Raw genomic sequence first — 22,764 nt, forward strand, 5'->3', positions numbered from 1 at the left:
CCCGCCATGCAGCGGGGCCTCCTTGCGGTAGCCCCGTCGCCGCCCGGGGGGAGCCATCCGGGCGTTCGGCACCGGAAGGCCGGTTATTCGCAGTAGATCAGTAGCATTTCCTCCACCTCGCGGTTGCCGAGGTCGTGGGCTTCGTGCAGCGCGGCACAGGCCTCTTGCTTGCGGTTCATGCGCAGCAGCACGACGGCGCGCTGCATGTGCGCTTGGTCGAGCGTGGGGTCGATCTCCACGGCGCGGTCCAGATCGGCCAGCGCCAGGTCGTCCTCGTGCATGGCCGACTGAGCGATGCCCCGGTTGCACCAGCCCATGCCGTTGTATGGCGCGATGCGCACCAATTGGTCGTAATGCGCCTTGGCACCGGCGTAATCCATGCGGCTCATGGCATAGCTCCCCAATTGCAGCAATGCATGCTCGGCGGCAGGCCCGGTGGGTCGCACGCTGAGGATGCGGGCGAGGTCTGCGAGGGCGCTGTGCTCGGCGCCGAGCTGTTGCTTCACCTCAGCGCGGCGTAGCAGGGCATGCGCATCATCGGGGCTCAGGGCCAGCGCTTGATCAAGGTCCTTCAGGGCACCGCCGAAGTCGTTCATGCTGATGCGGTTCACGGCGCGGTAGTACCACGGCTTCGTGTCAGTTGGAGCAATGGCAACTGCCTTGGAGAATGCTTCCTCCGCTTCGGTGTGCTTCTGGGCGCGCATGGCGCTCATGCCCGCGAGCATCTCGCCGCCTTGGGCACAAGCGGTCAAAGCGGAAAGGGCCAGTAGGCAGGTTGTAAGGGTCTTCATGGCGGGGCCTGCAACGGACCGTGCGGTGAAAGGTTCCCATCGCCTCGTGGAAAACTGCTTGCTGGGCGCGAATGGGCTCTGCCTCGGCGGGGCCACCTTCGGCGCACCATGCGCGCTCAAGTTGCTTAACCAGCATCCTTCCTGGTGTGCACCATCTCAATCTGCAACCTTCAATCTGCATCCGCACCATGATCCTCAACAGCCAACCCATTTCCGAAGACCTTGGTTACTTGCTGATGCGCCTCGGTTTCGGAGGCACCATGCTCTGGCAGCACGGCTGGCCCAAGCTCATGAGGTTCGGTGAGCGCATGGATAGCTTCTCTGATCCACTCGGCCTGAGCAGCCCGGTGAGCCTTGCGCTCATCGTGTTCGCCGAGGTGGTCTGTGCGGCGCTGGTGGTGCTCGGCCTGTGGACGCGCGCCGCTTTGGTCCCACTGATCATTGCCATGGGCGTGATCATCTTCCTGGTTGATCGCGGCCAGCCATTCGGCGAGAGCGAATTGGCGCTGGTGTACCTCTTGGGCTACCTCGCACTGCTCTTCACGGGCAGCGGCCGCTTCGCGGTGGACCGTATATCGTTCAAATAAGCAGCGCCCGACGCGCTTTCCTTTGCAGGCAATCCAGCACGCATGCCCGCACCAGACGATTTCCTCCGTGCCATCACAGAAGGCAATTCCTTCAAAGGAAGCGCGATTGAATTGGGGGGCGCGCTCTACAACGGCGAAGTGCCCGCAGGCTGCACCGTGAAGGTGCCCCTGCGCACCATGAACCGCCATGGCCTTATCTGCGGCGCCACGGGCAGCGGCAAGACCAAGACCCTTCAGGTGCTCGCGGAGCAATTGTCTCTTAACGGCGTGCCTTCCCTATTGATGGATGTGAAGGGCGACCTCAGCGGGATCGCGGCACCCGGCTCCAGCAATGAGAAGATCGAAGCGCGCCACGCCAAGCTCGGGATCGCCTACGAACCGCAAGGCCTGCCGGTGGAATTGCTGAGCCTGAGCAAGGAGCCGGGAGCCCGCCTGCGCGCCACGGTGAGCGAATTCGGACCCGTGCTGCTGGGCCGCATCCTAGAGCTGAATGACACCCAGCAGAGCGTACTGGCGCTCGTATTCAAGTACTGCGATGACCACGGACTGCCCCTGCTCGACCTGAAGGACCTGCGCCGCATGCTGCAGTTCGTGAGTGACGAGGGCAAGGACGAGATCAAGAAGGTCTACGGCCAGGTGAGCGGCTCCAGCGTGAACATCATCCTGCGCAAGCTCATCGAGATCGAGCAGCAAGGCGCCGACCGCTTCTTCGGCGAGCGCAGCTTCGATGTGAACGACCTGCTCGAATCGCGCGATGGCAAAGGCGTGGTGCATATCGTGCGCCTCACCGATATCCAGGACCGGCCGCGCCTCTTCAGCACATTCATGCTGTGCCTGCTGGCGGAGATCTACAGCACGTTCCCGGAGGTCGGCGATCCGGAGAAGCCCAAGCTCGTGCTCTTCATCGATGAGGCGCACCTGATCTTCAGCACCGCCACCAAGGCGCTGCTCGAGCAGATCGAGACCATCATCAAGCTGATCCGCTCCAAGGGCGTGGGCGTCTTCTTCTGCACCCAGGATCCCAGCGACGTGCCGGAGGGCGTCCTCGGTCAACTGGGATTGAAGGTGCAGCATGCCCTGCGCGCCTTCACGGCGAAGGACCGAACCACCATCAAGAAGACCGCGCAGAACTATCCGATCACGCCATTCTATGATGTCGAGGAGCTGATCACTTCGCTGGGCATCGGCGAAGCCCTGGTCACCGCGCTGAGCGAGAAAGGCACGCCCACGCCGCTCGCGCATACCTTGCTGCGTGCGCCCATCAGCCGCATGGATGTGCTGAGCCCATTGGAGATCGATGGATTGGTGGCGCGCAGCGAGCTTGTGAGGACCTATAATGAAGCGATCGACCGGGAGAGCGCGTTCGAGATCCTGGAGAAGCGGATGAAGGGCAAAGAGGACGGTGATGTGAAGGAGCGAGAAGGAGTGGATGAGGCGAGACCGAAGCGCGAAGAGCCGAGCACCTTGGAGAAAATGACCAAGAACACCATGGCGCGCCAGGTTGGCAACACCATCGTGCGGGAACTCACGCGCGGCTTGCTCGGCGTGCTGGGCATCCGCACCACCGTACGGCGTAGGCGCTATTGAACACGTAGCCCCGGCATCGCCGGGGCTACCATGCGCCGTTCATTCGATCAGCGCCTGCGATTCATGAAGATCATGATGTAGTAGAGCAAGGTGGCCAGGGATCCGATCGCCGCCACCACATACGTGCGCGCGGCCCACTTGAGCGCATCGGCGCTCATTTCATACTCGCTCTGGGTGACGATGCCGTTGCGTTGGATCCACGCCAAGGCGCGGTTACTCGCATCGTACTCCACCGGCAGTGTGATGAAGCTGAAGAGCGTGGTGGCGCCGAAGAGCGCGATGCCCGCCAAGAGTACCGGCTCACCAAGCGGCGATGCGGCCGACAGCAGCAGGATGCCGCCCAGAATCACCCATTGCATGAAGCGCGAGGCTACGCTCACCACCGGCACCAGCCTGCTGCGCATGTTGAGCCATTGGTAGGCGGTGGCATGCTGAACGGCGTGGCCGCATTCGTGCGCGGCCACCGCGGCGGCCGCAGCATTGCGTGCATGGTACACCGGCTCGCTCAGGTTCACCGTACGCGTGGCGGGGTTGTAATGGTCCGTGAGCGCGCCCGGAACGCTTACCACCTTCACATTGGTGATCCCATGGTCGCGCAACATCTGCTCCGCGATCTCCCGCCCGCTCATGTTGTTGCGCAGCGGCGTGCGGCTGTATTTCTCGAAGCGCGATTTCAACTGGTTGCTCACCAGCCAGCTGATTCCCATCATCACGATGCCGATCACGTACGCGCCCATCATCGCATTGCCTTCCATGGTCGTTTCTTCGGTTAGGCCGCATCCGGCAATTCCACTGCCGTGTTCAGGTCCCTGACGATCCGGCAGCCCGTCCCGCCGAACCTTCTGTCGCGAAGGTTGTTCAATCAGCACAACTTTGCCCCATGCGTGTCAGGACCATCCTTCATTCCCCCGCTGTGCTGGTCCTGTTGCTTACAGGTTGCACCATTGCCAATCCAGCCAAGTATTATAGCAGGGCCGAAGCGAAGAAGCCCTACGATGCGCTGATCGTGCCGGGCATGCCATTCACTGAAGATGGCGGCGTGCATATCGGCCTGAAAGCACGGCTGGTGTGGGCCGTTCATTTGTACCGGAAGGGTTTCGCCGACCGCTTGATCATGTCGGGCGCTGCGGTCTACACGCCATACAGTGAGGCTCGGATCATGCGTGAGTACGCCGTGGCCATGGGCGTGCCGCGCGAGCATATCATCTTGGACGAGATGGCTGAGCACAGTACGGAGAACATGTATTTCGGCTATCAAATGGCTTGCGCCGCAGGGCTGAAGAACGTGGCCCTCGCCAGCGATGAGTTTCAAGTGAAGATGCTGAAGCCCATGCAGCGGCGGATGAGGCGCGAGTTGGGTGTGCACATCGATTTGCTGCCCTTGGTCCGCGATAGCGTTTCCGACCTCTTCGCGGCCACCAACCCCGTCTTTGATCCCCAAGTGGCGCTGGTACCCGACTTCGTTTCCATCGTGGAGCGCGAGTCGTTCTGGAGGCGCTTACGCGGCACATTGGGCGGGCATATCCCATGGGAGGATGCCGAGCAGTGCAGTCCGGCTCAGGCCGGGCGCTGATGGTCGCTTCGCGCGTGCGATCTTGCGCGGCCTTAAACCATGAGTCACGCCCTCCGCGCAGCAACCTTGCTGGCCACCCTATCCGCTTCATCCTTCGCGCAAGCCCAATGCGAGCGCTGGCAGCAGCTCGTGAAATATGATATGGATGTCGCGCTCGATGTGAGCACGCACCGGTTCACCGGAACGGCCTCGCTGGCCTACACGAACAACAGCCCCGACACGCTGCGCGAGCTGTTCTTCCACCTCTACTTCAACGCCTTCAGGCCCGGCAGCGAAATGGATGTGCGGTCACGCACCATTGCCGACCCCGACGCGCGCGTGGCGGACCGCATTGCAGCGCTCGAGCCGCATGAAGTGGGCGAATTGCGCGTAGAGCGCATGGCCCAGGGCGGCAAGGCCATGCAGCTCGAGCATCTCGGGACGGTGCTTCGAGCAACCCTCGCACAACCCTTGCTTCCGGGCAAGAGCACCACACTGGCGTACGCGTTCGCAGGCCAGGTGCCGGTTCAGGTCCGGCGCAGTGGCCGCGACAATGCGGAAGGCGTGGCGTACAGCATGGCGCAGTGGTACCCGAAGCTCGCGGAGTATGATCACCGCGGCTGGCACGCCATACCGTACGTCGGCCGCGAGTTCCATGGGGTGTGGGGCGATTTCGATGTGCGCCTCACGCTCGATAGCGCCTACACCGTGGCAGCTACCGGCGTGCTGCAGAACCCGGAGCAGGTGGGCCACGGTTATCCATCGAAGAAGGCCGTGAAGCGACCTGCGGGCAATACCCTCACCTGGCGCTTCCGCGCGAAGGATGTTCACGACTTCGCCTGGGCGGCGGACAAGGACTACAAGCACGTGGTGCGGCCCATGAACGACGGACCCGAGCTGCATTTCTTCTACAAGGACACGCCGGAGCTGGAGGCCGTCTGGCGGCAGCTGCCCGATTACATGGAGAAGAACTTCCGGTTCATGAACGAGCGCTTCGGCCGGTATCCTTGGCCGCAGTACAGCTTCGTGCAAGGCGGCGATGGCGGCATGGAATACCCGATGCTCACGCTCATCACCGGCAACAGGCGCTTGGGCAGCCTCGTGGGCGTGAGCGTGCATGAGAGCGTGCACAGCTGGTACTATGGCGTGCTGGCCAGCAACGAGGGCCGCTTCGCGTGGATGGATGAAGGCATGACCGAGTACGCCAGCAGCAAAGTGATGCAGCACCTTTTCGGCGGCGATGGCGATCCGCATGCATCGTCCATCGATGGCTATCTCGGCCTTGCCGGGAGCGGTAAGCACGAGCCGGCGAGCATCCATGCCGATCACTTCATCACGAATGCGGCCTATGGCGCCACGGCCTACAGCTTCGGTGAGATGCTCATCCACCAGCTCGGATCCGTGGTAGGGGAGAAGGACCTCGCGCAAGGATTGAAGCGGTACTTCGCCGCGTGCCAGTTCAAGCACCCAGAGCCCATCGACCTGGAGCGCGCCTTCGAGAAGCAGAGCGGCCTGGAGCTCGATTGGTACTTCGATGAATGGGTGAACACCACGCGCGCGCTCGACTACGCCATCGCCGAGGTGTTGCAAGCAGGTGATTCCATCCGGATCACCCTGCAGCGCAACGGAGAGATGCTGATGCCGGTGGATGTGATGCTTGTTGGGCGTGACGGCGGCCAGCTCCTCTTCCATGTACCGCTCTCCTTGGCACGCGGAGCGAAGCGGCCTGATAGGGACCGCGCGCCATTCACGCAACTGCCGTCCTGGCAATGGACCGATCCGCGCTACACCTTCAGCGTGAAGGGCGAGTTCGCTTCGCTCGCGGGCATCACCCTCGATCCTTTCGAGCGCACCGCCGACCGCGAACGTGAGAACGATGCCGTGGTGTTCCCGGAAGGCGTGCGGGGCGTGGCGCGTCCGTGAACGCTATCTGATATCGGCCGACCTCCGACCACACGCAGCGCATGGCACCGAAACGCGTCCTCGTCATCCACTATAGCCAGACGGGCCAGCTCACGGAGCTCCTGAAACGGATCACCGAGCCGCTTGTGGAGGCGGGCATGCAAGTGGATCATCTGCCGATCGAGCCCTTGGTGCCTTTCCCATTCCCATGGTCGCGCGTGGCCTTCTTCAACACCTTCCCTGAATCCACTGGCCGGGAGCCCATGCCCTTGCGTCCGTTCGCGGTGGCGCCCGATGCACAATACGAACTGATCATCCTGGGCTACACCATCTGGTACCTGAATCCGTCCATCCCGATCACGTCCTTCCTGCTGCATCCGCAGGCGCGCGAGATCATGCAGGGCAGGCCTGTGCTCACGGTGATCGGGTCGCGGAACATGTGGGTGATGGCGCAGGAGTACGTGCGTGAGCGCGTCGCCGCGCTCGGGGGAGCATTGGTGGGCAACATCGCGGTGGTTGACCGCAGCGGAAACCTCACAAGCGTGATCACCATCATCCGGTGGATGTTCTGGGGCCGCAAGGATCCCTTCCTCGTGTTCCCTCACGCCGGCATCCGCGCTGCCGACATCGAAGGAGCATCGCGCTTCGGGGTGCCCATTGCCGAGCATCTCAAGCGCGGTTCACTGGTGGGACTCAACGAGGGGTTGCTGCGGATGGGATCGGCACGGATCAAGCCCACCTTGCTGGTGCTCGAGCGCAGGGCCACCTTCGTCTTCGGGAAATGGCGCCGGTTCATCCTGGCGCGCGCCCGTACCGACCCCCGGAGCCGAATCCGTCGGGTGAAGTTCTTCTCCATCGCATTGCCCGTGCTCATCTTCCTGGTGGCCCCATTGAGCGCGCTTTCCGTGAGGATCCTTGGGGCACTGAAAGGCCGCGCCTTGCGCCAGGAGATCGACCGGCTGCTGCGCTACTGATTCCAGCGACTTGCACAGCGCACGCGCCTCCGCAGGCCCCGCGCTACTTTTGCCGCTTTCCAGCACCGAACCAGTATCCAGTCGCCTTGTCTGAAGCTTACATCACACGCGTCTCGGGCTATCTGCCCAATGATCCTGTCGGGAATGACGAGATGGCCGAATTCCTCGGGATGATCGACGGGAAGCCATCGAGGGCCCGATCCATCGTATTGCGGAACAATGGCATCCTGCAGCGGCACTACGCGCTCGATCGCCAGGGCCGCATCACGCACACCAATGCACAGCTCGTGGCGCACGCGGTGAAGGGCCTTGCTGGCGATGGCATCGACCTTCGTGTGATCCAGGTGCTCGCATGCGGCACCTCTTCACCCGATCAGTTCCTGCCATCGCACGCCAGCCAGGTGCACGGAGAGCTGGGCCATGCCATGGAAGTGGTATCGCCCAGCGGCGCCTGCTGCTCGGGCATGCACGCCTTGAAGTACGCGTGGATGAGCGTGGCTAGCGGCAATTCGGCCAATGCCATAGCGGCGGGTAGCGAGCTCGTAGGGCCGATGATGCGCGCCTCCAATTTCGAGCGCGAGACCGAGCGCTACCGTCAACTGGAAGCCGACCCCATCATCGGCTTTGAGAAGGAATTCCTTCGGTGGATGCTCTCCGATGGAGCTGCCGCCGTGCTGGTGGAAAATGCTCCGCGCGGGCCGTTGAGCCTGAAGGTGGAGTGGATCCGGTCGCGATCCTTCGCCCACGAGCTCGAGGTCTGCATGTATTCAGGTGGCGATAAGGATGAGCAAGGGGCATTCTTGGGCTGGAAGCATTTCGCACCCGAGGAGCTGGCTGGCCGATCGGTCTTCAGCATGAAACAGGATGTGAAGCTCCTGGGCCGGCACATCATTGAATTGGGTGCGCGCTATTTGAAAGGAGTGCTGGAGGAGCAGGAACTGGCTGCAACGGATGTGGACCACTTCCTTCCTCACATCAGTTCCATGTTCTTCCGCGACAAGCTTCAGCAGTGCTTGGCCGAGCAGGGCATTCATTTGCCGCAGGAGCGCTGGTTCCTCAACCTCACCGAGGTGGGCAACGTGGGCGCGGCATCGGCCTTCCTCATGCTGGATGGCCTGCTGCGTTCGGGCAAGGTGCGCAAGGGCCAGCGTATCCTGCTGGTGGTGCCCGAGAGCGCGCGCTTCTCGTATGCAGCTGCGCTGTTCACGGCGGTGTGATCCGCCGCGACGCGAGGCCCCGCGTACCTTCGCCAGCACTGCGCCGCATCCATCGGCACAAACCGCGATTGCATGAAGAAAGAGGAGGTGCCCCAGGACGATGCCAACCTGCTGGAGGGCAAATTCAAGGTGGTGAAGTATGCCGTGAATGAGAACGGCGAGTACGAGAAGGTGCCGAGCGTGGGCTGGGAGCCTGAGAATGTCGCCCTCGGGCAGGCCTGGGAAGTGGTGAACGAGCGCGTGGAAGAGGCCCGGCAGCAAGTGCTTCGCGGCGCAGCTTCACCGCTGGCCTACCACATGGAGAAGAACATGATGGATGCAGCCCTGCTCGCCAAGCACATGGGCATCCCGGCACGCAGGGTGAAGCACCATTTGGAGCCCGAAGGCTTCAGTGCCCTGGACCAATCGACCCTGGAGAAATATGCGGAAGCCCTGCTGTTGAGCGTGGCCGAATTGAAACAGGTGCCGCGATGAGCAAGGACCTCATCATTCCCTTCGAGCATCAGCAGAGCGCGCATTGCGAGACCGGCGTGATCAGCAACCTGATGCGCTTCCATGGGCTGCGCGTCTCTGAGCCGATGGCCTTCGGCATTGGATCAGGGCTCTTCTACAGCCACATGCCCTTCATCAAGATGAACGGCATCCCCGTCACCAGCTACCGGATCCTGCCCGGCCACATCTTCAAGAGATTCTCGCGCAGCGTGGGCGTGGAGATGCGGAGGATGCGCTTCCGCGATCCGGCCACGGCGATGGATGCCCTGGACCGCGTGCTCGACCAAGGGCTCCCGGTGGGCATGCTCACCAGCGTCTTCTACCTGCCTTACCTCCCCAAGGCCTTCCGCTTCCATTTCAATGCGCACAACATCGTGGTCTTCGGCCGTGAGGGCGATGAGTACCTGGTGAGCGACCCGGTGATGGACGCCACCACGCGCATCCATCGGAATGCGCTGGTGCGCGCGCGCTTCGCCAAGGGCATGCCCAATACCAGTGGTCGCATGTACTACCCGGTGCGCGTGCCCACCGATGCCGACCTGCGCACCGCTGCCGCCAAGGGATTACGGCGCACCGCTCGCGATATGGTGAACACGCCCCTGCCCATGTTCGGCGCGAAGGGCATTCCCTACCTCGCCGGTAAGCTGCGCAACTACGAGCGGCGCCTGGGCGAGCGCGATGCGCGCCTCGCACTGGGCAACCTCATCCGCATGCAGGAGGAGATCGGCACCGGCGGTGCAGGATTCCGGTTCATGTTCGCGGCATTCCTGCAGGAGGCGGCTACGCTGCTCAATCGGCCCTCGCTCCGCGAACATGCGCAAGCCATGACGCGCATCGGCGATCATTGGCGCGAGTTCGCCTTTGAGGCCGGCCGCCTCTGCAAGGGCCGCGCAGAAGCGGGCAGCACCTACGATACGCTGGCCGATAGGCTCGTGGAGCTCGGCAAGATGGAGACCGCGCTGTTCCGTGAACTGGCCCGCTCCGGCAAGGCATGAGCGATCCGATCATCCGCGTCGAAGGTTTGGTGAAGCGCTACCGGAAGAGCGCGGAGCCTGCGTTGAATGGCGTTGACCTGCGTGTAGGCGCTGGTGAGTTCCTTGGCATGCTCGGTCCGAATGGGGCGGGCAAGACCACGCTCATCTCGATCCTCACCGGTGTGATGCGCGCCACGGCAGGCAGCGTTGCGATCAACGGCATGGACCTCTTCACCGAACCTGGGCGGGTGCACCGGATCATCGGACTGGTGCCGCAGGAACCCGCACTGTACGAGTCGCTCAGCGCTTGGGAGAACCTGGCCTTCTTCGGTGCGCTGCAAGGATTGGATGGACGAGCGGTGCGGGAGCGCGGAGCCGAATTGCTCGAACGCGCGGGGCTGAGCGCACGCGCGCATGATCAAGTCAAGGAATGGTCGGGCGGCATGAAGCGCCGCTTGAACCTGATGGTGGCGCTGCTGCATCAACCGTCAATCCTCTTCCTCGATGAACCGACCGTGGGCATCGATGTGCAGTCGCGATCAGCAATATGGGGCCTATTGCAGGAGATCCATGCGGCGGGCACCACCATCGTGTACACCTCGCACCACCTCGAAGAAGCCGAGCGGCTCTGCACGCGCGTGGTGATCATGGACCACGGTCGCTTCGTGGGCGAGGTGGCCGATCCGCGCGCCCTCACTGGTCACGAACGATTGGAGGAGGCCTTCCTCCGCATCACGGGCAAAGCCCTTCGCGATTGATCGATGCTGCTGAGGCTGCGCGCGCATATCACCAAGGAGCTGCTGCTCTTGCTGCGCGACCGCGCCGGCCTTGCGCTGCTCTTCCTGATGCCCGTGGCACTGGTGATGATCATGGCGGTGGTGCAGGATGCGCCGTTCCGTGATTTCAGCGAGCACCGCATCAGGGTGCTGCTGCTCGATCAGGACGGAGGCCCTGTTGGGAAGCGGTTGCGCGATCGCCTCGACTCTTCATCTTTCATCGTGACCGATGCCCGCGGCCTTACCGGCGGCGCATTCCACGATGCCGTACGACGCGGCGATCAGCAGGTGGGCATCATTGTGCCGCGCGATGCCTCCGCTGCGCTGGAATCCCGGTCCACGTCAGCGATCATGGAGCTCTTCCCGGTGGCACCCCTCGATTCGCTGCCGGAGCGGAGTCCTGCAGACAGCACAGCCATCACACTGCTCATCGATCCCACGGTGAAGCACGCTTTCCGCCAGCTGGTTCAGGCGTCGGTGAGCGCGATCATCACCGAACTGAGTGCGGAGCGTTTGCTGGATGAGATGCGGAACAGCCTTGAATCGGCGACAGGGAATCCCTTGCCCCGCATCGCCATGGGTGATCCGTTCATCAGGATCCGGCAAGAGATCGCGGCTGGCGAATTGATCGGCGTCGGCGTGGCGCAGGATTCCACGCAGCACAATGTCCCTGCGTGGACGGTCTTCGCGATGTTCTTCACGGTGGTGCTGCTCGGCGGCAACCTGGTGAAGGAGCGCCAATCGGGATGCATGGTGCGCTTGCTCACCATGCCGGGCGCCACCGCTGAACGGATCGCGAGCCGGATCATGGCCTACCTGCTGGTCTGCCTGATGCAAGCCGTCCTCTTGGGCATCGTCGGACGATGGGTGCTCCCCTTGCTCGGGCTCCCACAGCTGTGGATCGAAGGCCCGGGAATGCTGGCGCTGCTCCTGATGATATCGGGCGTGGTTGCGCTTGCGGCCACCTCATTCGGTGTGCTGGTGGGCGCGCTCAGCCGTTCACAGCAGCAGAGCGCGGTGCTCGGTTCCACCTGCGTGGTGATCCTCTCAGCCATCGGCGGCATCTGGGTGCCCTTGTACATCATGCCAGCCGGGATGCAGGTGGTTGGCCGGTTGTCGCCTTTGCACTGGGGCATGGAAGCATACAACGCCGTGCTGCTGCGCGGGGGCGGCATCGGCGATCTGCTGCCGTTGTTCCTGCCCTTGGTGCTCTTCGGAGCCGCGTGCATCGGGTTGGCCATTATCTCTGAACGGATAGCTTCATCGCGATGAGCCAGGATCGGGTCTGCATCACGGGCATGGGCATCGTATCCGCGATCGGGCTCGATGCGCCCAGCAATCTGCGCGCGCTGTTGGAAGAGCGTTCAGGCATCGGTCCTATCACGCGCCTGAATACACGTTTCCGCGGCGAGCTGCCAGCCGGTGAGGTCCAGTTGACTGATGATGCATTGGGTGAACTGGCTGCGCCATCGTCCATGCGCGGCTGGACCCGGACCGCGCTACTCGGCCTTGCCGCCATCAAGGAGGCGATACAGCAGTCAGGCATCGAGCATCGGTCTCCGCACGTTGGACTGATCTCCGCCACAACCGCCGGCGGCATCGACAAGAGCGAGCTGATCTACACGCGCTTCTTCGAGGAGGACCCGCCCGAGGAGGTGCGCCAATACATCGGCACGCATGACCCCGGCGAGCATGCCGAGCGGATCGCGCGCGAATTGGGCATGAGTGGCATGGTCACCACTATCAGCACGGCCTGCTCCTCGTCGGCGAATGCCATGATCTTCGGGACCCGGCTCATTCGCGCGGGCCTGTTGGATGCGGCCATCGTCGGCGGCGCCGATGCCTTGTGCCGTTTCACCGTCAACGGCTTCAATAGCCTCATGATCCTGGATCGCGAGCCCTGCCGGCCATTCGATCGGAGGCGCGCGGGGCTCAACCTGGGTGAGGCGGGCGCCTATCTCGTGATTGAGCGTGACGACCTCGCTCGGGCTCGGGCCGCGCGACCCTTGGCCATCGTCTCAGGCTTCGCGAACACGAACGAGGCCTTTCATGCCACAGCTTCTTCACCGGATGGCGAGGGTGCGCTCCTCGCCATGACCCGGGCCATCCATAAGGCCGGGCTCACGGCCCCGGACATTGATCACGTGAACGTGCACGGGACCGGGACGCACAACAACGATTCTTCGGAAGGGAAGGCCTTGGTGCGTCTCTTCGGTGATGCGGTTCCGCCCTTCACCAGCACCAAATCCTTCACCGGGCATACGCTTGGGGCCGCTGGCGCCGTGGAGGCGATTTACAGCGTGCTCGCACTGATGGAAGGAACGCATTTCGCCACGCTGCGTTTCGGTGAGCCGCTTGAAGAGGCCCCGATCGTCCCGGTTCTTCGCTCGACCACCGGCCATCGCATCAGGCACGTGCTCTCGAATTCCTTCGGCTTCGGCGGCAACAACACGGCATTGGTACTCTCCGCTCCATGAAATCGCCTGTGTACATCACCGGAGCAAGCATGATCGGCCCGCAGCCCGGTTTCGATCGTGACGGTTTAGAGCGCGTGGTGCGCTACGACGCGCATCCGCTCAAGTCCATCGAGCCTGACCTGAAGCGTTACATCGATCCCATGCGCGGACGCCGCATGGCCAAGGTGGCCCGCATCGGCATTGGCTGCGGCTTGAACGCGCTGGAGCGCGCCGGCGTGCAGGTGCCGGAGGCCATCATCGTGGGAACCGGACTTGGCTGCATGGAGAGCACTGAGCGATTCTTCGGATCCATGATCCAGCAGGACGAGATGCTGCCGAACCCCACGGCCTTCATCCAGAGCACGCATAACAACGTTGCGGGGCAGCTGGCGTTGGCCGTGAAATGCACCGGTGCCAATTTCACCTACCTGCACCGCGGACTCTCGTTCACCAGCGCGCTGCTCGACGGTCTGGTGCAAGTGGGCCTGGAGGGCGCGCGCCACGTTCTGGTGGGCGGCGCCGAGGTGATCACCGAGGATTACTTCATCACGCAGCGCCATTCCGGAATCTGGAAGCAGGGCAGCGTGACGAACCTCGAAGTGCTCGGCAGCGCGGACCGTGGAGCGCTCTGCGGCGAAGGCGCTGCCTTCTTCGTGCTCGATGCAGGGCCTAGGGGCGAGCGGCCGGTGCGCGTGGCCGATGCGGATATCGCTTATCGCGGCGGCGCTGAAGGGATGGTGGCTCGGATCGAGGAGTTCCTGCAACGCAACGCATTGCAAGCAGCGGATATCGACCTGCTGATGATCGGGCGCGGAGGCGATGCCGAGTTGGATCAGGCCTATGGACCTGTTGAGGCGCTCTTCCCGGATGCCACCGTGGCGGCCTTCAAGCACTTATGCGGGGAGTTCTACGTGGCCAATGCCTTCGGGACCTGGTTGGCTTGGAGCGCGCTCACCACTGGGGCATTGCCTGCGGAAGCTGTGCTGCGCGGCGTTCCGGATCGGCCGTTCCGCACGGCACTGCTCTGCGATCACTTCCAGCTGAAGGATCATTCGCTGGTGCTTCTGAGGAGCTGATCTTCAGCGTTGCTCGAGAACCGGAGTCCAGCATTACGACCAGTGGTGGTCACTCTTCCAGTGCCACATACATCTTCTTGATCCGCATCATCGGCCCCGGGCAATGCGTGGTGTGGCAGTTCGCGCAGCTCAGCACCAAGGCGTTGTAAGCGCGGGCCCGGTCCTTCCGCGCGGCCTTGTACAGCGCGCTCACCTTGGCCTGATAGTCGATACCGAAGGTGGGGAAGGTGATGGGGTCGATGTGCATGTCCTTGGTGGGCGTTGCCGTGAGCAGCTTCGTGATGGCAGCAGGGTAGGAGGGCAGTTTCTTGTCGCCGCGCGCGAGGCCGGCCTTCACGCTATCGGCATGTGCGGCCATGGTGCGCATCAGCAACGCCAACTCGCTGGGCGGCGTGAGATCCTGATCGCCGCTGACGACGTCCTTTTGGGCGTTCCGGGCCCCGCAGGCTACAATGGCGATCACGGACAAGGCGATGAGTGCGTTGCGCATGGGTTTGGTGCTGATTCGCTAGAGCGGCAAAGAAAGCCCGCTCGGCGGCATGGGTCGATGATAGGCCGCAGGTGCCGTTCCGTCAGGCCGCTGCTCCGGGCGCAATGCTTGCCACCTTCGCCGCATGGCCGATGACCTGATCCCAGATGCGCCCGTGAAGCGCAACCGCATGGTTACCGCCTTGGTGCTTCCCGCGCTGGCGGCGCTGTTGATCTGGTGCATTTGGCTGCTCGATCACGGCCTCAACCTGCAATTGCGCCAATTCGGCCTGTACCCGCGCGAGCTGAGGGGCCTTATCGGCATCGCTGCGGCTCCGCTGCTGCACGGCGATTGGGAGCACATCTTCAACAACAGCACGGCGGTGGTCATGCTCGGCTGGTGCCTGATGTATTTCTACCCGCGCATGGCGGGACGCGTAGTGGTGCTCACATGGCTCCTCGGTGGCATCGGCGTTTGGCTTATTGGACGAGGAGGCGCGCCGCACGTGGGTGCCAGCGGCGTGATCTACGGCATGGCTGCCTTCCTCTTCACCAGCGGCATGCTGCGCGGGCAGCGCACGCTCATGGCGCTCTCGCTGCTCGTGGTCTTCCTCTATGGCAGCCTGGTGTGGGGGATCTTCCCCATACTGGAGCACATGAGCTGGGAGGGCCACCTGTGCGGTGCCTTTGTTGGTTTGGTGCTCGCCTTCGTGCACCGGCAAGTGCCGCCTGCCGTAACCGATCCGCGTCCGGCCTTCCTCGATGAAAAGGATGATGAGCCGGCCTCGCCCTATCTGGAGGATGATTCCGGTGACGCCGTGGATGATCAAGAACTGGCGTGGAAGCGCAAGCTGGCCGAGAATGATGACCGGCCTGGCAATGTGAGCACCACGTGGGATGAGTGAGCAGGAGGGCGCGGATCACTCGCCCCGCAATGCAGCCAATTCCTTTCCACCGCCCAGCAGGCGCAGCTGATCGCCGTCGAGCTTGAAGCTGTCCACTTTGCCGAGCATCTCCTTCACCGCATTCTCGGTGGGCTGGATGCCCTCGCAGTACTTCTTGGTGCTGCCGATGCCGGAGAAGCTCAGCTTGGTTCCCTCCAGGGTGTAGCTGCCCATGAGGTTGTTGCACCCCCCGAAGCCTTGCAGCTGATCGCCCGCGAGCTTCAGCCAAGGTGTTTCAGCGCCATCAGGCAGTTCAGGACGCTGGCCGTTCAGGGTCTCTACGATCCACTTCTTGTCTTTCAAGGCGGCGGGGTCAATCCCCTGCTTCACGCACGTATTGGCGCTCAGGGTGATCAGGAGCAGCAGGGCAATGGTGGCTGTGCGCATAAGGGATGGTCTTGAGGGCGAAATAACCAAGTACGGTGCCGAAAGCAAATGCGAAGCGTTCATTCGTACAGAGGTCGGATTGGGGCATGCTGCAAGCATCAGCCAAGAAGATTCAAGCATCAAGGTCCAAGCACTCACCTTCAACCTTCACCCAGCCCTCTAATTGTTCAGCATCACAGGCATTACCAGCATGAGCACATCCTCACCGGGCTCACCGGCCTCTCCGGGCAGCAGGATCCCGGCGCGGTTGGGCGCGCTCATCTCCAGCACCACGTGCTCGCTCTCCATGTTGTTGAGCATGTCCATGAGGAAGCGCGAGTTGAAGCCGATGGTGATCTCCTCGCCTTCGTAGCTGCACGTGAGCTGTTCACGCGCCTCGTTGGCGTAATCCAGGTCCTCTGCGCTCACATTGAGCTGGCTGCCGTTGATGTGCAGGCGCACCTGGTGGGTGGTCTTGTTCGAGAAGATGCTCACGCGGCGCACGGCGCTCAGGAAGGTGCCGCGGTCGATGGTGAGCTTGTTGGGATTGGCCTTAGGGATCACGGCCTCATAGTTCGGGTATTTGCCATCGATCAGGCGGCACACCAGCACGGTATTGTCGAAGCGGAAGGACGCATTGCTCTCGTTGAATTCGATGCTGAGGTCGGTATTGCTGCCCAGCAGTGCGGCCTTCAGGAGGTTCAAGGGCTTCTTCGGCACGATGAAGCTGGCAGCCTTGGGGGCCTGCACATCGGTGCGCTTGTACCGGACCAGCTTGTGCGCATCAGTGGCCACGAAGCGGATATCCTCTTCGGTGAGTTCGAACAGGATGCCGCTCATCACCGGACGCAGATCGTCATTGCCCGTGGCGAAGATGGCTTTGTTGATGGCCTTGGCCAAGGTGCCAGCCGGCAAGCTGAGGCTGGTGGCGCCTTCGAGCACGGGGCTCTTGGGGAATTCGGCTCCGTTGAAGCCGGTCATCTTGTATTTGCCCTGCTCGCTGCTGAGCTCGACACCGTGATGCTTGGGGTCGATGCTGAAGGTGAGCGGCTGCTCGGGGAATGCCTTGAGCGTATCGAGCAGCAGTCGGGCCGGTATGGCCACGCTGCCCTTCTCCTTGGCCTCCACGGGCATGGTGGCGGTGATGGTGGTCTCCAGGTCGCTGGCCGTGACGGTGAGCTGCTTGCCGTCGATCTCGAAGAGGAAATTGTCCAGGATAGGGAGCGTATTGCTGCTGGCGAGCACGCCTTGCAGGTTCTGCAATTGCTTGAGCAAGGCCGTGCTGGAGACGATGAACTTCATTGGAAGGGAATGGGTTTTTTCGGGCCGGGCAAATGTATCCGGCCCGAACCAGAGGTTTTCAACACGAAATCACCGTTTTCCACAGCCCGGCCGGTCTAGGGCCTCAGTGCCGCTGCGGGCTGGGTCATCTGGTCCACGAATTGGCGTTGCACGGTGACCAGCAGGGTATCCTCTACCAAGGCCCACATGCGCAGCGGCTCGTGCAGGGGCACCGCGGCATCGAAGGCGCTACCATCGCCGGTATAGGGCATGAGCCAGAGCTTCATGGCTTGCGCGCTTCCTTGGCGAGGTTTCGCGGTTACAATGAAGTTGGGCGGGGCGCTCAGCAGTGAATCGCGGCGGGCGGGCGCCATGTCGCGCACGATGTCCTCGTAGTTGAACTCCTTGAAGGGCATCAGCGCGGCCATCACCAGCACGGTGTCCATGGCCATGGGCGTTCCATCGAGGGTGCTGAGCTTCGGCACGCCATCGCCGGGATTGATGATCCGGTATGATGCGGCGTCGCGGCCCTGATGGCGCACTTCCACCTCAGCCAGCTCGTGCAGGTCGGGGTAGTTGAACACCGCCGGGCTGCGCCATTTGTCCGGATCAGTGGGGAACCGCGTGTTGAGGATGCCGGTGAAGCCCTGCATGCCCATTACGAAGGGTGCGCTGCTCCGACCCTGGCCGGGCAGTTCGAGCACCATATAGGTGCCGAAGTGGTCCTTGGTGGCGTGTCCCACGATCCAGATCTTCTCGGGCACGCGCCCGCCGGTGTAGATCTCCACCTTGGTGCTGTGCGCGGCCATGGTGCGCAGGGCCATCGCCTCGGCGCTCTTGGGCACGGGGCTCTTGACCTCGATCCGCCGGAAGGTCTTCAGGGCGGTGCTGACTTCAGGCTGACGGGCCTTGAACACGCCGTTGAGCATCCAGCCCTCGCCGGTCCGGACCAGGTCTATCTGCTTTCCGGTGCGGTCCGCGATGTGGATGCGGTTCACGCGGGCCGTGTCCGCGATGGCGAAGTCGGAGAGTGCGGGATCCAGGGTGCTGCCCGTGCTACGGGTCTTCAGCCACCATGCGGCGGCGGCAAGCAGCGCGAGCACAAGCACCAAGAGGTACAGTCGTCGGTTCATCGGCGGTGGGCTGTTGCACGCAAGGGTCGAAGGTTCGCGCTGCGCCGGTACCACTGGTACAGGAAGCCCAGCAGCAGGCTGATGGCCAGGGGCGCGCCGATGCCTACGGCCTGCCACCAGGTGCGGCGCTGATCCACCTGGTCGGTGTTGAGCGGGCGCAGCGTGATGGCGCGCGAGCGGATGCTGATGAGCGCGCGATCATCGAGCAGGTAGTTCATGGCGTTGAGAATGAACTCGCGATTGCCGTAGAGCTTGGCGTTGGCATAGCGGTCGAAGCCCAGCATGTAGTACATCCCCTTGGCGGCATCCACGCGGTTGGCGATCACGTCGCCATCAGCGATCACCAATTGCGCGGTGCGCGGACTGGTCTCGCGGAAGGCCACATCCTTGTCGGTGCGGAAGTCGGTGGGGATCCGGTCGAAGTATGCGCTGCGGAACTTGCCCTCCAGCAGCACGGCCAGCGGCAGGTGGGGGGTGCTGCGCCGCTCGAAGCCCTGGTCCATCTCAACGATGCTCAGGCTCACGCGCACGGGATTCTTCTGTGCGAAGCTCAATGGCGAGCTGGTGAGCAGCACGGTCTTGCGCACGCTGTCCACCCCGATGGTATCGATGGTGCCGGCGAACTTCAGATGCACCGGGTCCACATTCGCCACGATCGGGTGCGCGCTCTGCGGTACGCTCACCGGCTCGAAGTACCACGGGAAGCGCTCGAGCTTGCGCTGGTTGCCATAGGGCTGCGTGAAGATCTCGATCGGCGCGCAGCTCTTGTCGAGCACCAGGTCCTTGTTCAGGCGCGCGCCATAGGCGAAGAGCAGTTCCTCGATGCCCAGCTCGCGCGCCGTGGCCATGCTGAACTGGCGCTGCCGCAAGCTGTCGAGGTGCGGGTCCATCGCATCGATGCACCAGAGTACGCGGCCGCCATTCATCACGAACTGGTCGAGCACGTAGCGATCGCGGTCCGGGAACACGCTGTCGGGCTTGGCCACGATCAGCGCCTCGTAGCTGTTCACGCGGTAGCGCAGGCCCTCGTTCTTGGTGCTCAGCGCATCCACGCGGCCATCGATGCGCACGCGGCTCACGTCGTACTGCGCGCTCAAGGCGTTGGCGATGTCGGCGGTCTCGATCGCGCTCAGCTCGCCGTGCCCTTCGACGAAGGCGATGCGCGGGCGCTGCCGCGTGGTGGCCTGGCGGATGGCGGCGGCCAGCTCGTATTCGGCGTTGGTGATGGACCGGGCGACGATCTCCGCATCGGGCGTGCGCAGCTGGGTCTTCAGCAATTGCACGGGCACGGTCTTCTCGCGGAAGGTGACCAGCGCGCCGGGGAATACGATCTTCTCGCTGAAGCCCCCTTTCTCCTTCACGCGGATGCTGCTGAACACGAGCCCGGCGTCCTGCAATTGATCGTACGCCGCGCGCCGTGCCTTCTCGTCAGGCTCCGCGCTGGGGTCGATGAAGCTGTACTGCACATGGTCCGGGCTCACGGCGCGCATCTCGTCGAGCACATCGCGGGTTGCACGCTCCAATTGCTTCAGGTCGGCGGGCAGCTCACCGGTGAGGTACACCTTCACATAGAGGATGTCCTCGAGGCCCCGCACCAATTCCTGCGTAGCGGGCGTGAGCGTGTAGCGCTGCTCGCTGGTGAGGTCGATGCGCACCCGGGCGAAGGAGGCGATGAAGAGCAGCAGCCCCACGATGCCGATGCCCACGAGCAGCTCGGTGAGGTCGTTGAGGCGCTTATTGCCGAGGGTGCTCATGCTACCAGGTCCGGCTTTGAAGCGCCGTGCGCGTGAGCAATAGGAAGATGGCGATCACCCCCAAGTGGTAGAGCACATCACCGAGGTCGAGCACGCCGCGGCCGAGGCTCTGGTAGTGCGCTTGTATGCCGATTGACTTGATGGGGCCTTCGAGCCCGCCGAACAGATCGAAGGTGGCGATCAGGTCGAAGCCCATGTAGAGGAGGAAGCTGAGGAAGACGGCGATGAGGAAGGCCACGATCTGGCTATCGGTGAGGGCAGAGGCCAGCACGCCGATGCTGGCGAAACAGGCGGCCAGCAGGAAGAGGCCGATGTATGCGCCCCAAGTGGCACCGGCATCCACGCCGCCTATGAAGAGCATCCAGTGCAGCACGGCGCCGAAGAGCACGCCCCACGCGAGCACCGAGAGCAGGCGCACCACGAAGCCGAGCGCATCCCATCCCGCCGTGCGCCTGCGCCAGAAGAGCCAGGCGAGGCAGGTGATCGCATTCGCGACGGTGAGCGCCAGATGCAGGGTGCTGCGCCATTGCACCGCACCGGCCGGCACGGCGGTCACGGACGTGCTCAGGCGATCGGCAGCCCACACGTAAACCAGCGTGGGGGCCAGCGCAAGGGCGATCAGCGCCACGGCGGCGATGTACTTGGCCAGCACGATCTGCAGTTCCGTGATCGGCTTGGTGAGCAGCACCTCGATGGTGCCGGTGCGCCGTTCCTCACTGAAGGTGCGCATGGTCACGGCTGGCACCAGGAAGAGGAAGACCCAGGGCGCGATGAAGAAGAGCGGGCCGAGGTCAGCGAAGCCGCTATCGAGCAGGTTGCCGGGGAAGACCCACAGGAAAAGGCCGGTGAGCAGGAGGAAGACCGCGATGACGATGTGGCCGATGAGCGATCCGAGGAAGCCCCGGAACTCTTTGCGGATGAGCGCGAGCATTGTTGCGCGGGCCAAGATAGCGGGCGGTATCCGGGCGGGAATCGCCGTTGCCTGTTCGGGCAGGGCCCGGCCTGAAACGATGGCGGCGGGCCGTGGTTCAATCTTCATCGCGCACCGCGTGGATCGAGCCAGATGCACCGACATTTACGCCCCATTCATTCCCCTATGGAGAAGAAAATCGGCATCCTGGGCACCGGCATGGTAGGCAAGGTGCTCGCCTCGGGCTTCCTGAAGCACGGCCATGAAGTGATGATCGCCACGCGCAACCCTGAGAAGGTGGCCGAATGGCTCGACCGTAATCCTAGCGGCAAGATCGGCGGCCATCAGGAGGTGGCTCAATGGGCCGAGGTGCTCGTATTGGCCACCAAGGGCACAGCCGCTCTGGAAGCGCTCGCCCTATGCGGAAGCGATGCGCTCGCGGGCAAGGTTATCATCGATGCCACCAACCCGATCGCCGACGCCCCGCCCGACAACGGTGTGCTGCGCTTCTTCACCACGCTCGAAGACAGCCTCATGGAGCGTCTGCAGAAGGCGCATCCGCAGGCGCGCTTCGTAAAGGCCTTCAACAGCGTGGGCAGCGCCTTCATGGTGGATCCTGATTTCGGCGGCTTGAGGCCCACCATGTTCATCTGCGGCAACGATGCCGGCGCCAAATTGGAGGTCACCGCGCTCCTGGATGCCTTCGGTTGGGAAACGGAGGATATGGGCGGTGCCGAAGGCGCCCGTGCCATCGAGCCGCTGTGCATCCTCTGGTGCATCCCGGGATTCGCGCGCAACCAATGGACGCACGCGTTCAAGCTGCTGAAGAAGCAATGAGCGATGGTCAACCAGCAACCGCAGGCAACTATCTGCAGGCCTGAGGCTTCAAGCCTCACGCATCAATCCTGAGCATCAACCTCCGAACCTCATTTCGGTTCAACCCCTTCACCTTCCCAACTTCAACCGCCGAAGCCTCAGCATTGGCGATCCCAACACCAACTGCAAACCATGGCACTTCATCGAAAAGCCAGCGCTTCCTGGTCCGGAACCGGGAATGAAGGCACCGGAAGCATCAATAGCACCAGCGGCGCCCTTGATGGAATCCCTCACAGCTTCAAGACGCGCTTCGAGAACGAGGACGGCAAGGCCGGCACCAACCCCGAAGAGCTCATTGCCGCCGCGCATGCAAGCTGCTTCACCATGAAACTGAGCTTTGTGTTGAATGCGGCGGGCTTCACCGCCGACCAACTCGAATGCACCGCCACCGTCACCATGGACAAAGTGGGCGATGGCATGGGGGTGGTGGGCATTCACCTTGACCTCAACGGCGCCGTGCCCGGCATCGAGGCCTCGCAGTTCCAGGAATGCGCCGAGAACGCCAAGGCCAATTGCCCCATCAGCCAATTGCTCAAGAGCGTGCCCATCACGCTCAGTGCGAAGCTGGGATAGGCGGTCCTATCTTCCTCGGGCATTGGAGAGTCTAATTGCCCGCAGAGCGAGCCAGCACGATTGGGGCGATTACCC

General features: G+C 63.1%; 22 protein-coding genes. 14 read left to right on the forward strand and 8 right to left on the reverse strand.

Annotation, left to right across the window (positions count from 1 at the left end):
• Positions 1-83: 83 nt before the first annotated feature.
• The gene (locus IPM12_08275) at positions 84-791 is read right to left on the reverse strand and encodes a hypothetical protein (protein MBK9147798.1); all 708 of its coding nucleotides are present in this window, start codon (positions 789-791) and stop codon (positions 84-86) included.
• A gap of 71 nt (positions 792-862) precedes the next feature.
• On the opposite strand from IPM12_08275, the gene IPM12_08280 reads away from it, so the two are divergent.
• Positions 863-1,378, forward strand: a complete 516-nt coding sequence (locus tag IPM12_08280; protein ID MBK9147799.1) for a DoxX family protein — start codon at positions 863-865, stop codon at positions 1,376-1,378.
• Between the two features lie 42 nt (positions 1,379-1,420).
• Entirely contained in the window at positions 1,421-2,965 is a 1,545-nt protein-coding gene (locus IPM12_08285; GenBank protein MBK9147800.1) for a DUF853 family protein, read from the forward strand.
• A 47-nt stretch (positions 2,966-3,012) separates the two neighbouring features.
• Here IPM12_08285 and IPM12_08290 read toward each other — a convergent pair whose 3' ends face one another.
• The gene (locus IPM12_08290; protein ID MBK9147801.1) at positions 3,013-3,705 is read right to left on the reverse strand and encodes a zinc metallopeptidase; all 693 of its coding nucleotides are present in this window, start codon (positions 3,703-3,705) and stop codon (positions 3,013-3,015) included.
• 140 nt (positions 3,706-3,845) lie between these two features.
• Between IPM12_08290 and IPM12_08295 the strand changes: the two genes are divergently transcribed.
• The 9 genes from IPM12_08295 (at position 3,846) to IPM12_08335 (ending at position 14,384) form a co-directional block, all read left to right on the forward strand.
• Positions 3,846-4,538: a YdcF family protein gene (locus IPM12_08295; GenBank protein ID MBK9147802.1), complete on the forward strand. Its 693-nt coding sequence runs from the start codon at positions 3,846-3,848 to the stop codon at positions 4,536-4,538.
• A gap of 39 nt (positions 4,539-4,577) precedes the next feature.
• Positions 4,578-6,440 (forward strand): M1 family metallopeptidase, encoded by a 1,863-nt coding sequence (locus IPM12_08300; protein MBK9147803.1) that lies wholly within the window; start codon positions 4,578-4,580, stop codon positions 6,438-6,440.
• Between the two features lie 760 nt (positions 6,441-7,200).
• Positions 7,201-8,610, forward strand: a complete 1,410-nt coding sequence (locus IPM12_08305) for a beta-ketoacyl-ACP synthase III (GenBank protein MBK9147804.1) — start codon at positions 7,201-7,203, stop codon at positions 8,608-8,610.
• 72 nt (positions 8,611-8,682) lie between these two features.
• Positions 8,683-9,084, forward strand: a complete 402-nt coding sequence (locus IPM12_08310) for a hypothetical protein (protein MBK9147805.1) — start codon at positions 8,683-8,685, stop codon at positions 9,082-9,084.
• Positions 9,081-10,097, forward strand: coding sequence for a BtrH N-terminal domain-containing protein (locus tag IPM12_08315; protein ID MBK9147806.1), 1,017 nt, complete (start codon positions 9,081-9,083; stop codon positions 10,095-10,097). Before IPM12_08310 ends, IPM12_08315 begins: the two co-directional genes overlap by 4 nt.
• A complete protein-coding gene (locus IPM12_08320; protein MBK9147807.1) occupies positions 10,094-10,834 on the forward strand; it encodes an ABC transporter ATP-binding protein in 741 nt (246 codons plus the stop codon). The genes IPM12_08315 and IPM12_08320 overlap by 4 nt, the downstream gene beginning before the upstream one ends.
• A gap of 3 nt (positions 10,835-10,837) precedes the next feature.
• A complete protein-coding gene (locus IPM12_08325) occupies positions 10,838-12,124 on the forward strand; it encodes an ABC transporter permease (protein MBK9147808.1) in 1,287 nt (428 codons plus the stop codon).
• Entirely contained in the window at positions 12,121-13,329 is a 1,209-nt protein-coding gene (locus tag IPM12_08330) for a beta-ketoacyl-[acyl-carrier-protein] synthase family protein (GenBank protein MBK9147809.1), read from the forward strand. Before IPM12_08325 ends, IPM12_08330 begins: the two co-directional genes overlap by 4 nt.
• Positions 13,326-14,384 carry a beta-ketoacyl synthase chain length factor gene (locus tag IPM12_08335; GenBank protein ID MBK9147810.1) on the forward strand — a complete coding sequence of 353 codons (1,059 nt, stop codon included), beginning with the start codon at positions 13,326-13,328 and terminating at the stop codon, positions 14,382-14,384. The genes IPM12_08330 and IPM12_08335 overlap by 4 nt, the downstream gene beginning before the upstream one ends.
• A 49-nt stretch (positions 14,385-14,433) precedes the next feature.
• Here IPM12_08335 and IPM12_08340 read toward each other — a convergent pair whose 3' ends face one another.
• Positions 14,434-14,874 carry a hypothetical protein gene (locus IPM12_08340; protein MBK9147811.1) on the reverse strand — a complete coding sequence of 147 codons (441 nt, stop codon included), beginning with the start codon at positions 14,872-14,874 and terminating at the stop codon, positions 14,434-14,436.
• 124 nt (positions 14,875-14,998) lie between these two features.
• Between IPM12_08340 and IPM12_08345 the strand changes: the two genes are divergently transcribed.
• Positions 14,999-15,757 carry a rhomboid family intramembrane serine protease gene (locus tag IPM12_08345; protein ID MBK9147812.1) on the forward strand — a complete coding sequence of 253 codons (759 nt, stop codon included), beginning with the start codon at positions 14,999-15,001 and terminating at the stop codon, positions 15,755-15,757.
• Positions 15,758-15,772: 15 nt separating this feature from the next.
• On the opposite strand, the gene IPM12_08350 is transcribed toward IPM12_08345, so the two are convergent.
• From IPM12_08350 to IPM12_08370, 5 genes are all read right to left on the reverse strand, one after another.
• Positions 15,773-16,183, reverse strand: coding sequence for an META domain-containing protein (locus IPM12_08350; protein MBK9147813.1), 411 nt, complete (start codon positions 16,181-16,183; stop codon positions 15,773-15,775).
• Between the two features lie 159 nt (positions 16,184-16,342).
• Positions 16,343-17,464 carry a DNA polymerase III subunit beta gene (dnaN, locus tag IPM12_08355; protein MBK9147814.1) on the reverse strand — a complete coding sequence of 374 codons (1,122 nt, stop codon included), beginning with the start codon at positions 17,462-17,464 and terminating at the stop codon, positions 16,343-16,345.
• Between the two features lie 95 nt (positions 17,465-17,559).
• A complete protein-coding gene (locus IPM12_08360; GenBank protein MBK9147815.1) occupies positions 17,560-18,576 on the reverse strand; it encodes a hypothetical protein in 1,017 nt (338 codons plus the stop codon).
• Complete coding sequence (gene gldG / locus IPM12_08365; protein ID MBK9147816.1) at positions 18,573-20,330, reverse strand: gliding motility-associated ABC transporter substrate-binding protein GldG; 1,758 nt, start codon at positions 20,328-20,330, stop codon at positions 18,573-18,575. Before gldG ends, IPM12_08360 begins: the two co-directional genes overlap by 4 nt.
• Position 20,331: 1 nt before the next feature.
• Positions 20,332-21,261 (reverse strand): ABC transporter permease subunit, encoded by a 930-nt coding sequence (locus tag IPM12_08370; GenBank protein MBK9147817.1) that lies wholly within the window; start codon positions 21,259-21,261, stop codon positions 20,332-20,334.
• Positions 21,262-21,426: 165 nt separating this feature from the next.
• Here IPM12_08370 and IPM12_08375 point away from each other — a divergent pair, with 165 nt between their 5' ends.
• Both IPM12_08375 and IPM12_08380 read left to right on the forward strand, forming a co-directional pair.
• Entirely contained in the window at positions 21,427-22,077 is a 651-nt protein-coding gene (locus IPM12_08375; GenBank protein ID MBK9147818.1) for an NAD(P)-binding domain-containing protein, read from the forward strand.
• A 171-nt stretch (positions 22,078-22,248) separates the two neighbouring features.
• Positions 22,249-22,689 carry an OsmC family protein gene (locus tag IPM12_08380; GenBank protein MBK9147819.1) on the forward strand — a complete coding sequence of 147 codons (441 nt, stop codon included), beginning with the start codon at positions 22,249-22,251 and terminating at the stop codon, positions 22,687-22,689.
• Positions 22,690-22,764: the final 75 nt, after the last annotated feature.

It is taken from the genome of Flavobacteriales bacterium (genome assembly GCA_016716605.1).
Classification (GTDB): Bacteria; Bacteroidota; Bacteroidia; order Flavobacteriales_F; family PHOS-HE28; genus PHOS-HE28.

Coding starts and splice junctions, on each gene's coding strand:
- IPM12_08275 (MBK9147798.1), bottom strand. CDS start 791: ATGAAGACCCTTACAACCTGCCTACTGGCCCTTTCCGCTTTGACCGCT.
- IPM12_08280 (MBK9147799.1), top strand. CDS start 863: ATGGGCTCTGCCTCGGCGGGGCCACCTTCGGCGCACCATGCGCGCTCA.
- IPM12_08285 (MBK9147800.1), top strand. CDS start 1,421: ATGCCCGCACCAGACGATTTCCTCCGTGCCATCACAGAAGGCAATTCC.
- IPM12_08290 (MBK9147801.1), bottom strand. CDS start 3,705: ATGATGGGCGCGTACGTGATCGGCATCGTGATGATGGGAATCAGCTGG.
- IPM12_08295 (MBK9147802.1), top strand. CDS start 3,846: ATGCGTGTCAGGACCATCCTTCATTCCCCCGCTGTGCTGGTCCTGTTG.
- IPM12_08300 (MBK9147803.1), top strand. CDS start 4,578: ATGAGTCACGCCCTCCGCGCAGCAACCTTGCTGGCCACCCTATCCGCT.
- IPM12_08305 (MBK9147804.1), top strand. CDS start 7,201: ATGGCGCCGGTTCATCCTGGCGCGCGCCCGTACCGACCCCCGGAGCCG.
- IPM12_08310 (MBK9147805.1), top strand. CDS start 8,683: ATGAAGAAAGAGGAGGTGCCCCAGGACGATGCCAACCTGCTGGAGGGC.
- IPM12_08315 (MBK9147806.1), top strand. CDS start 9,081: ATGAGCAAGGACCTCATCATTCCCTTCGAGCATCAGCAGAGCGCGCAT.
- IPM12_08320 (MBK9147807.1), top strand. CDS start 10,094: ATGAGCGATCCGATCATCCGCGTCGAAGGTTTGGTGAAGCGCTACCGG.
- IPM12_08325 (MBK9147808.1), top strand. CDS start 10,838: ATGCTGCTGAGGCTGCGCGCGCATATCACCAAGGAGCTGCTGCTCTTG.
- IPM12_08330 (MBK9147809.1), top strand. CDS start 12,121: ATGAGCCAGGATCGGGTCTGCATCACGGGCATGGGCATCGTATCCGCG.
- IPM12_08335 (MBK9147810.1), top strand. CDS start 13,326: ATGAAATCGCCTGTGTACATCACCGGAGCAAGCATGATCGGCCCGCAG.
- IPM12_08340 (MBK9147811.1), bottom strand. CDS start 14,874: ATGCGCAACGCACTCATCGCCTTGTCCGTGATCGCCATTGTAGCCTGC.
- IPM12_08345 (MBK9147812.1), top strand. CDS start 14,999: ATGGCCGATGACCTGATCCCAGATGCGCCCGTGAAGCGCAACCGCATG.
- IPM12_08350 (MBK9147813.1), bottom strand. CDS start 16,183: ATGCGCACAGCCACCATTGCCCTGCTGCTCCTGATCACCCTGAGCGCC.
- dnaN (MBK9147814.1), bottom strand. CDS start 17,464: ATGAAGTTCATCGTCTCCAGCACGGCCTTGCTCAAGCAATTGCAGAAC.
- IPM12_08360 (MBK9147815.1), bottom strand. CDS start 18,576: ATGAACCGACGACTGTACCTCTTGGTGCTTGTGCTCGCGCTGCTTGCC.
- gldG (MBK9147816.1), bottom strand. CDS start 20,330: ATGAGCACCCTCGGCAATAAGCGCCTCAACGACCTCACCGAGCTGCTC.
- IPM12_08370 (MBK9147817.1), bottom strand. CDS start 21,261: ATGCTCGCGCTCATCCGCAAAGAGTTCCGGGGCTTCCTCGGATCGCTC.
- IPM12_08375 (MBK9147818.1), top strand. CDS start 21,427: ATGGAGAAGAAAATCGGCATCCTGGGCACCGGCATGGTAGGCAAGGTG.
- IPM12_08380 (MBK9147819.1), top strand. CDS start 22,249: ATGGCACTTCATCGAAAAGCCAGCGCTTCCTGGTCCGGAACCGGGAAT.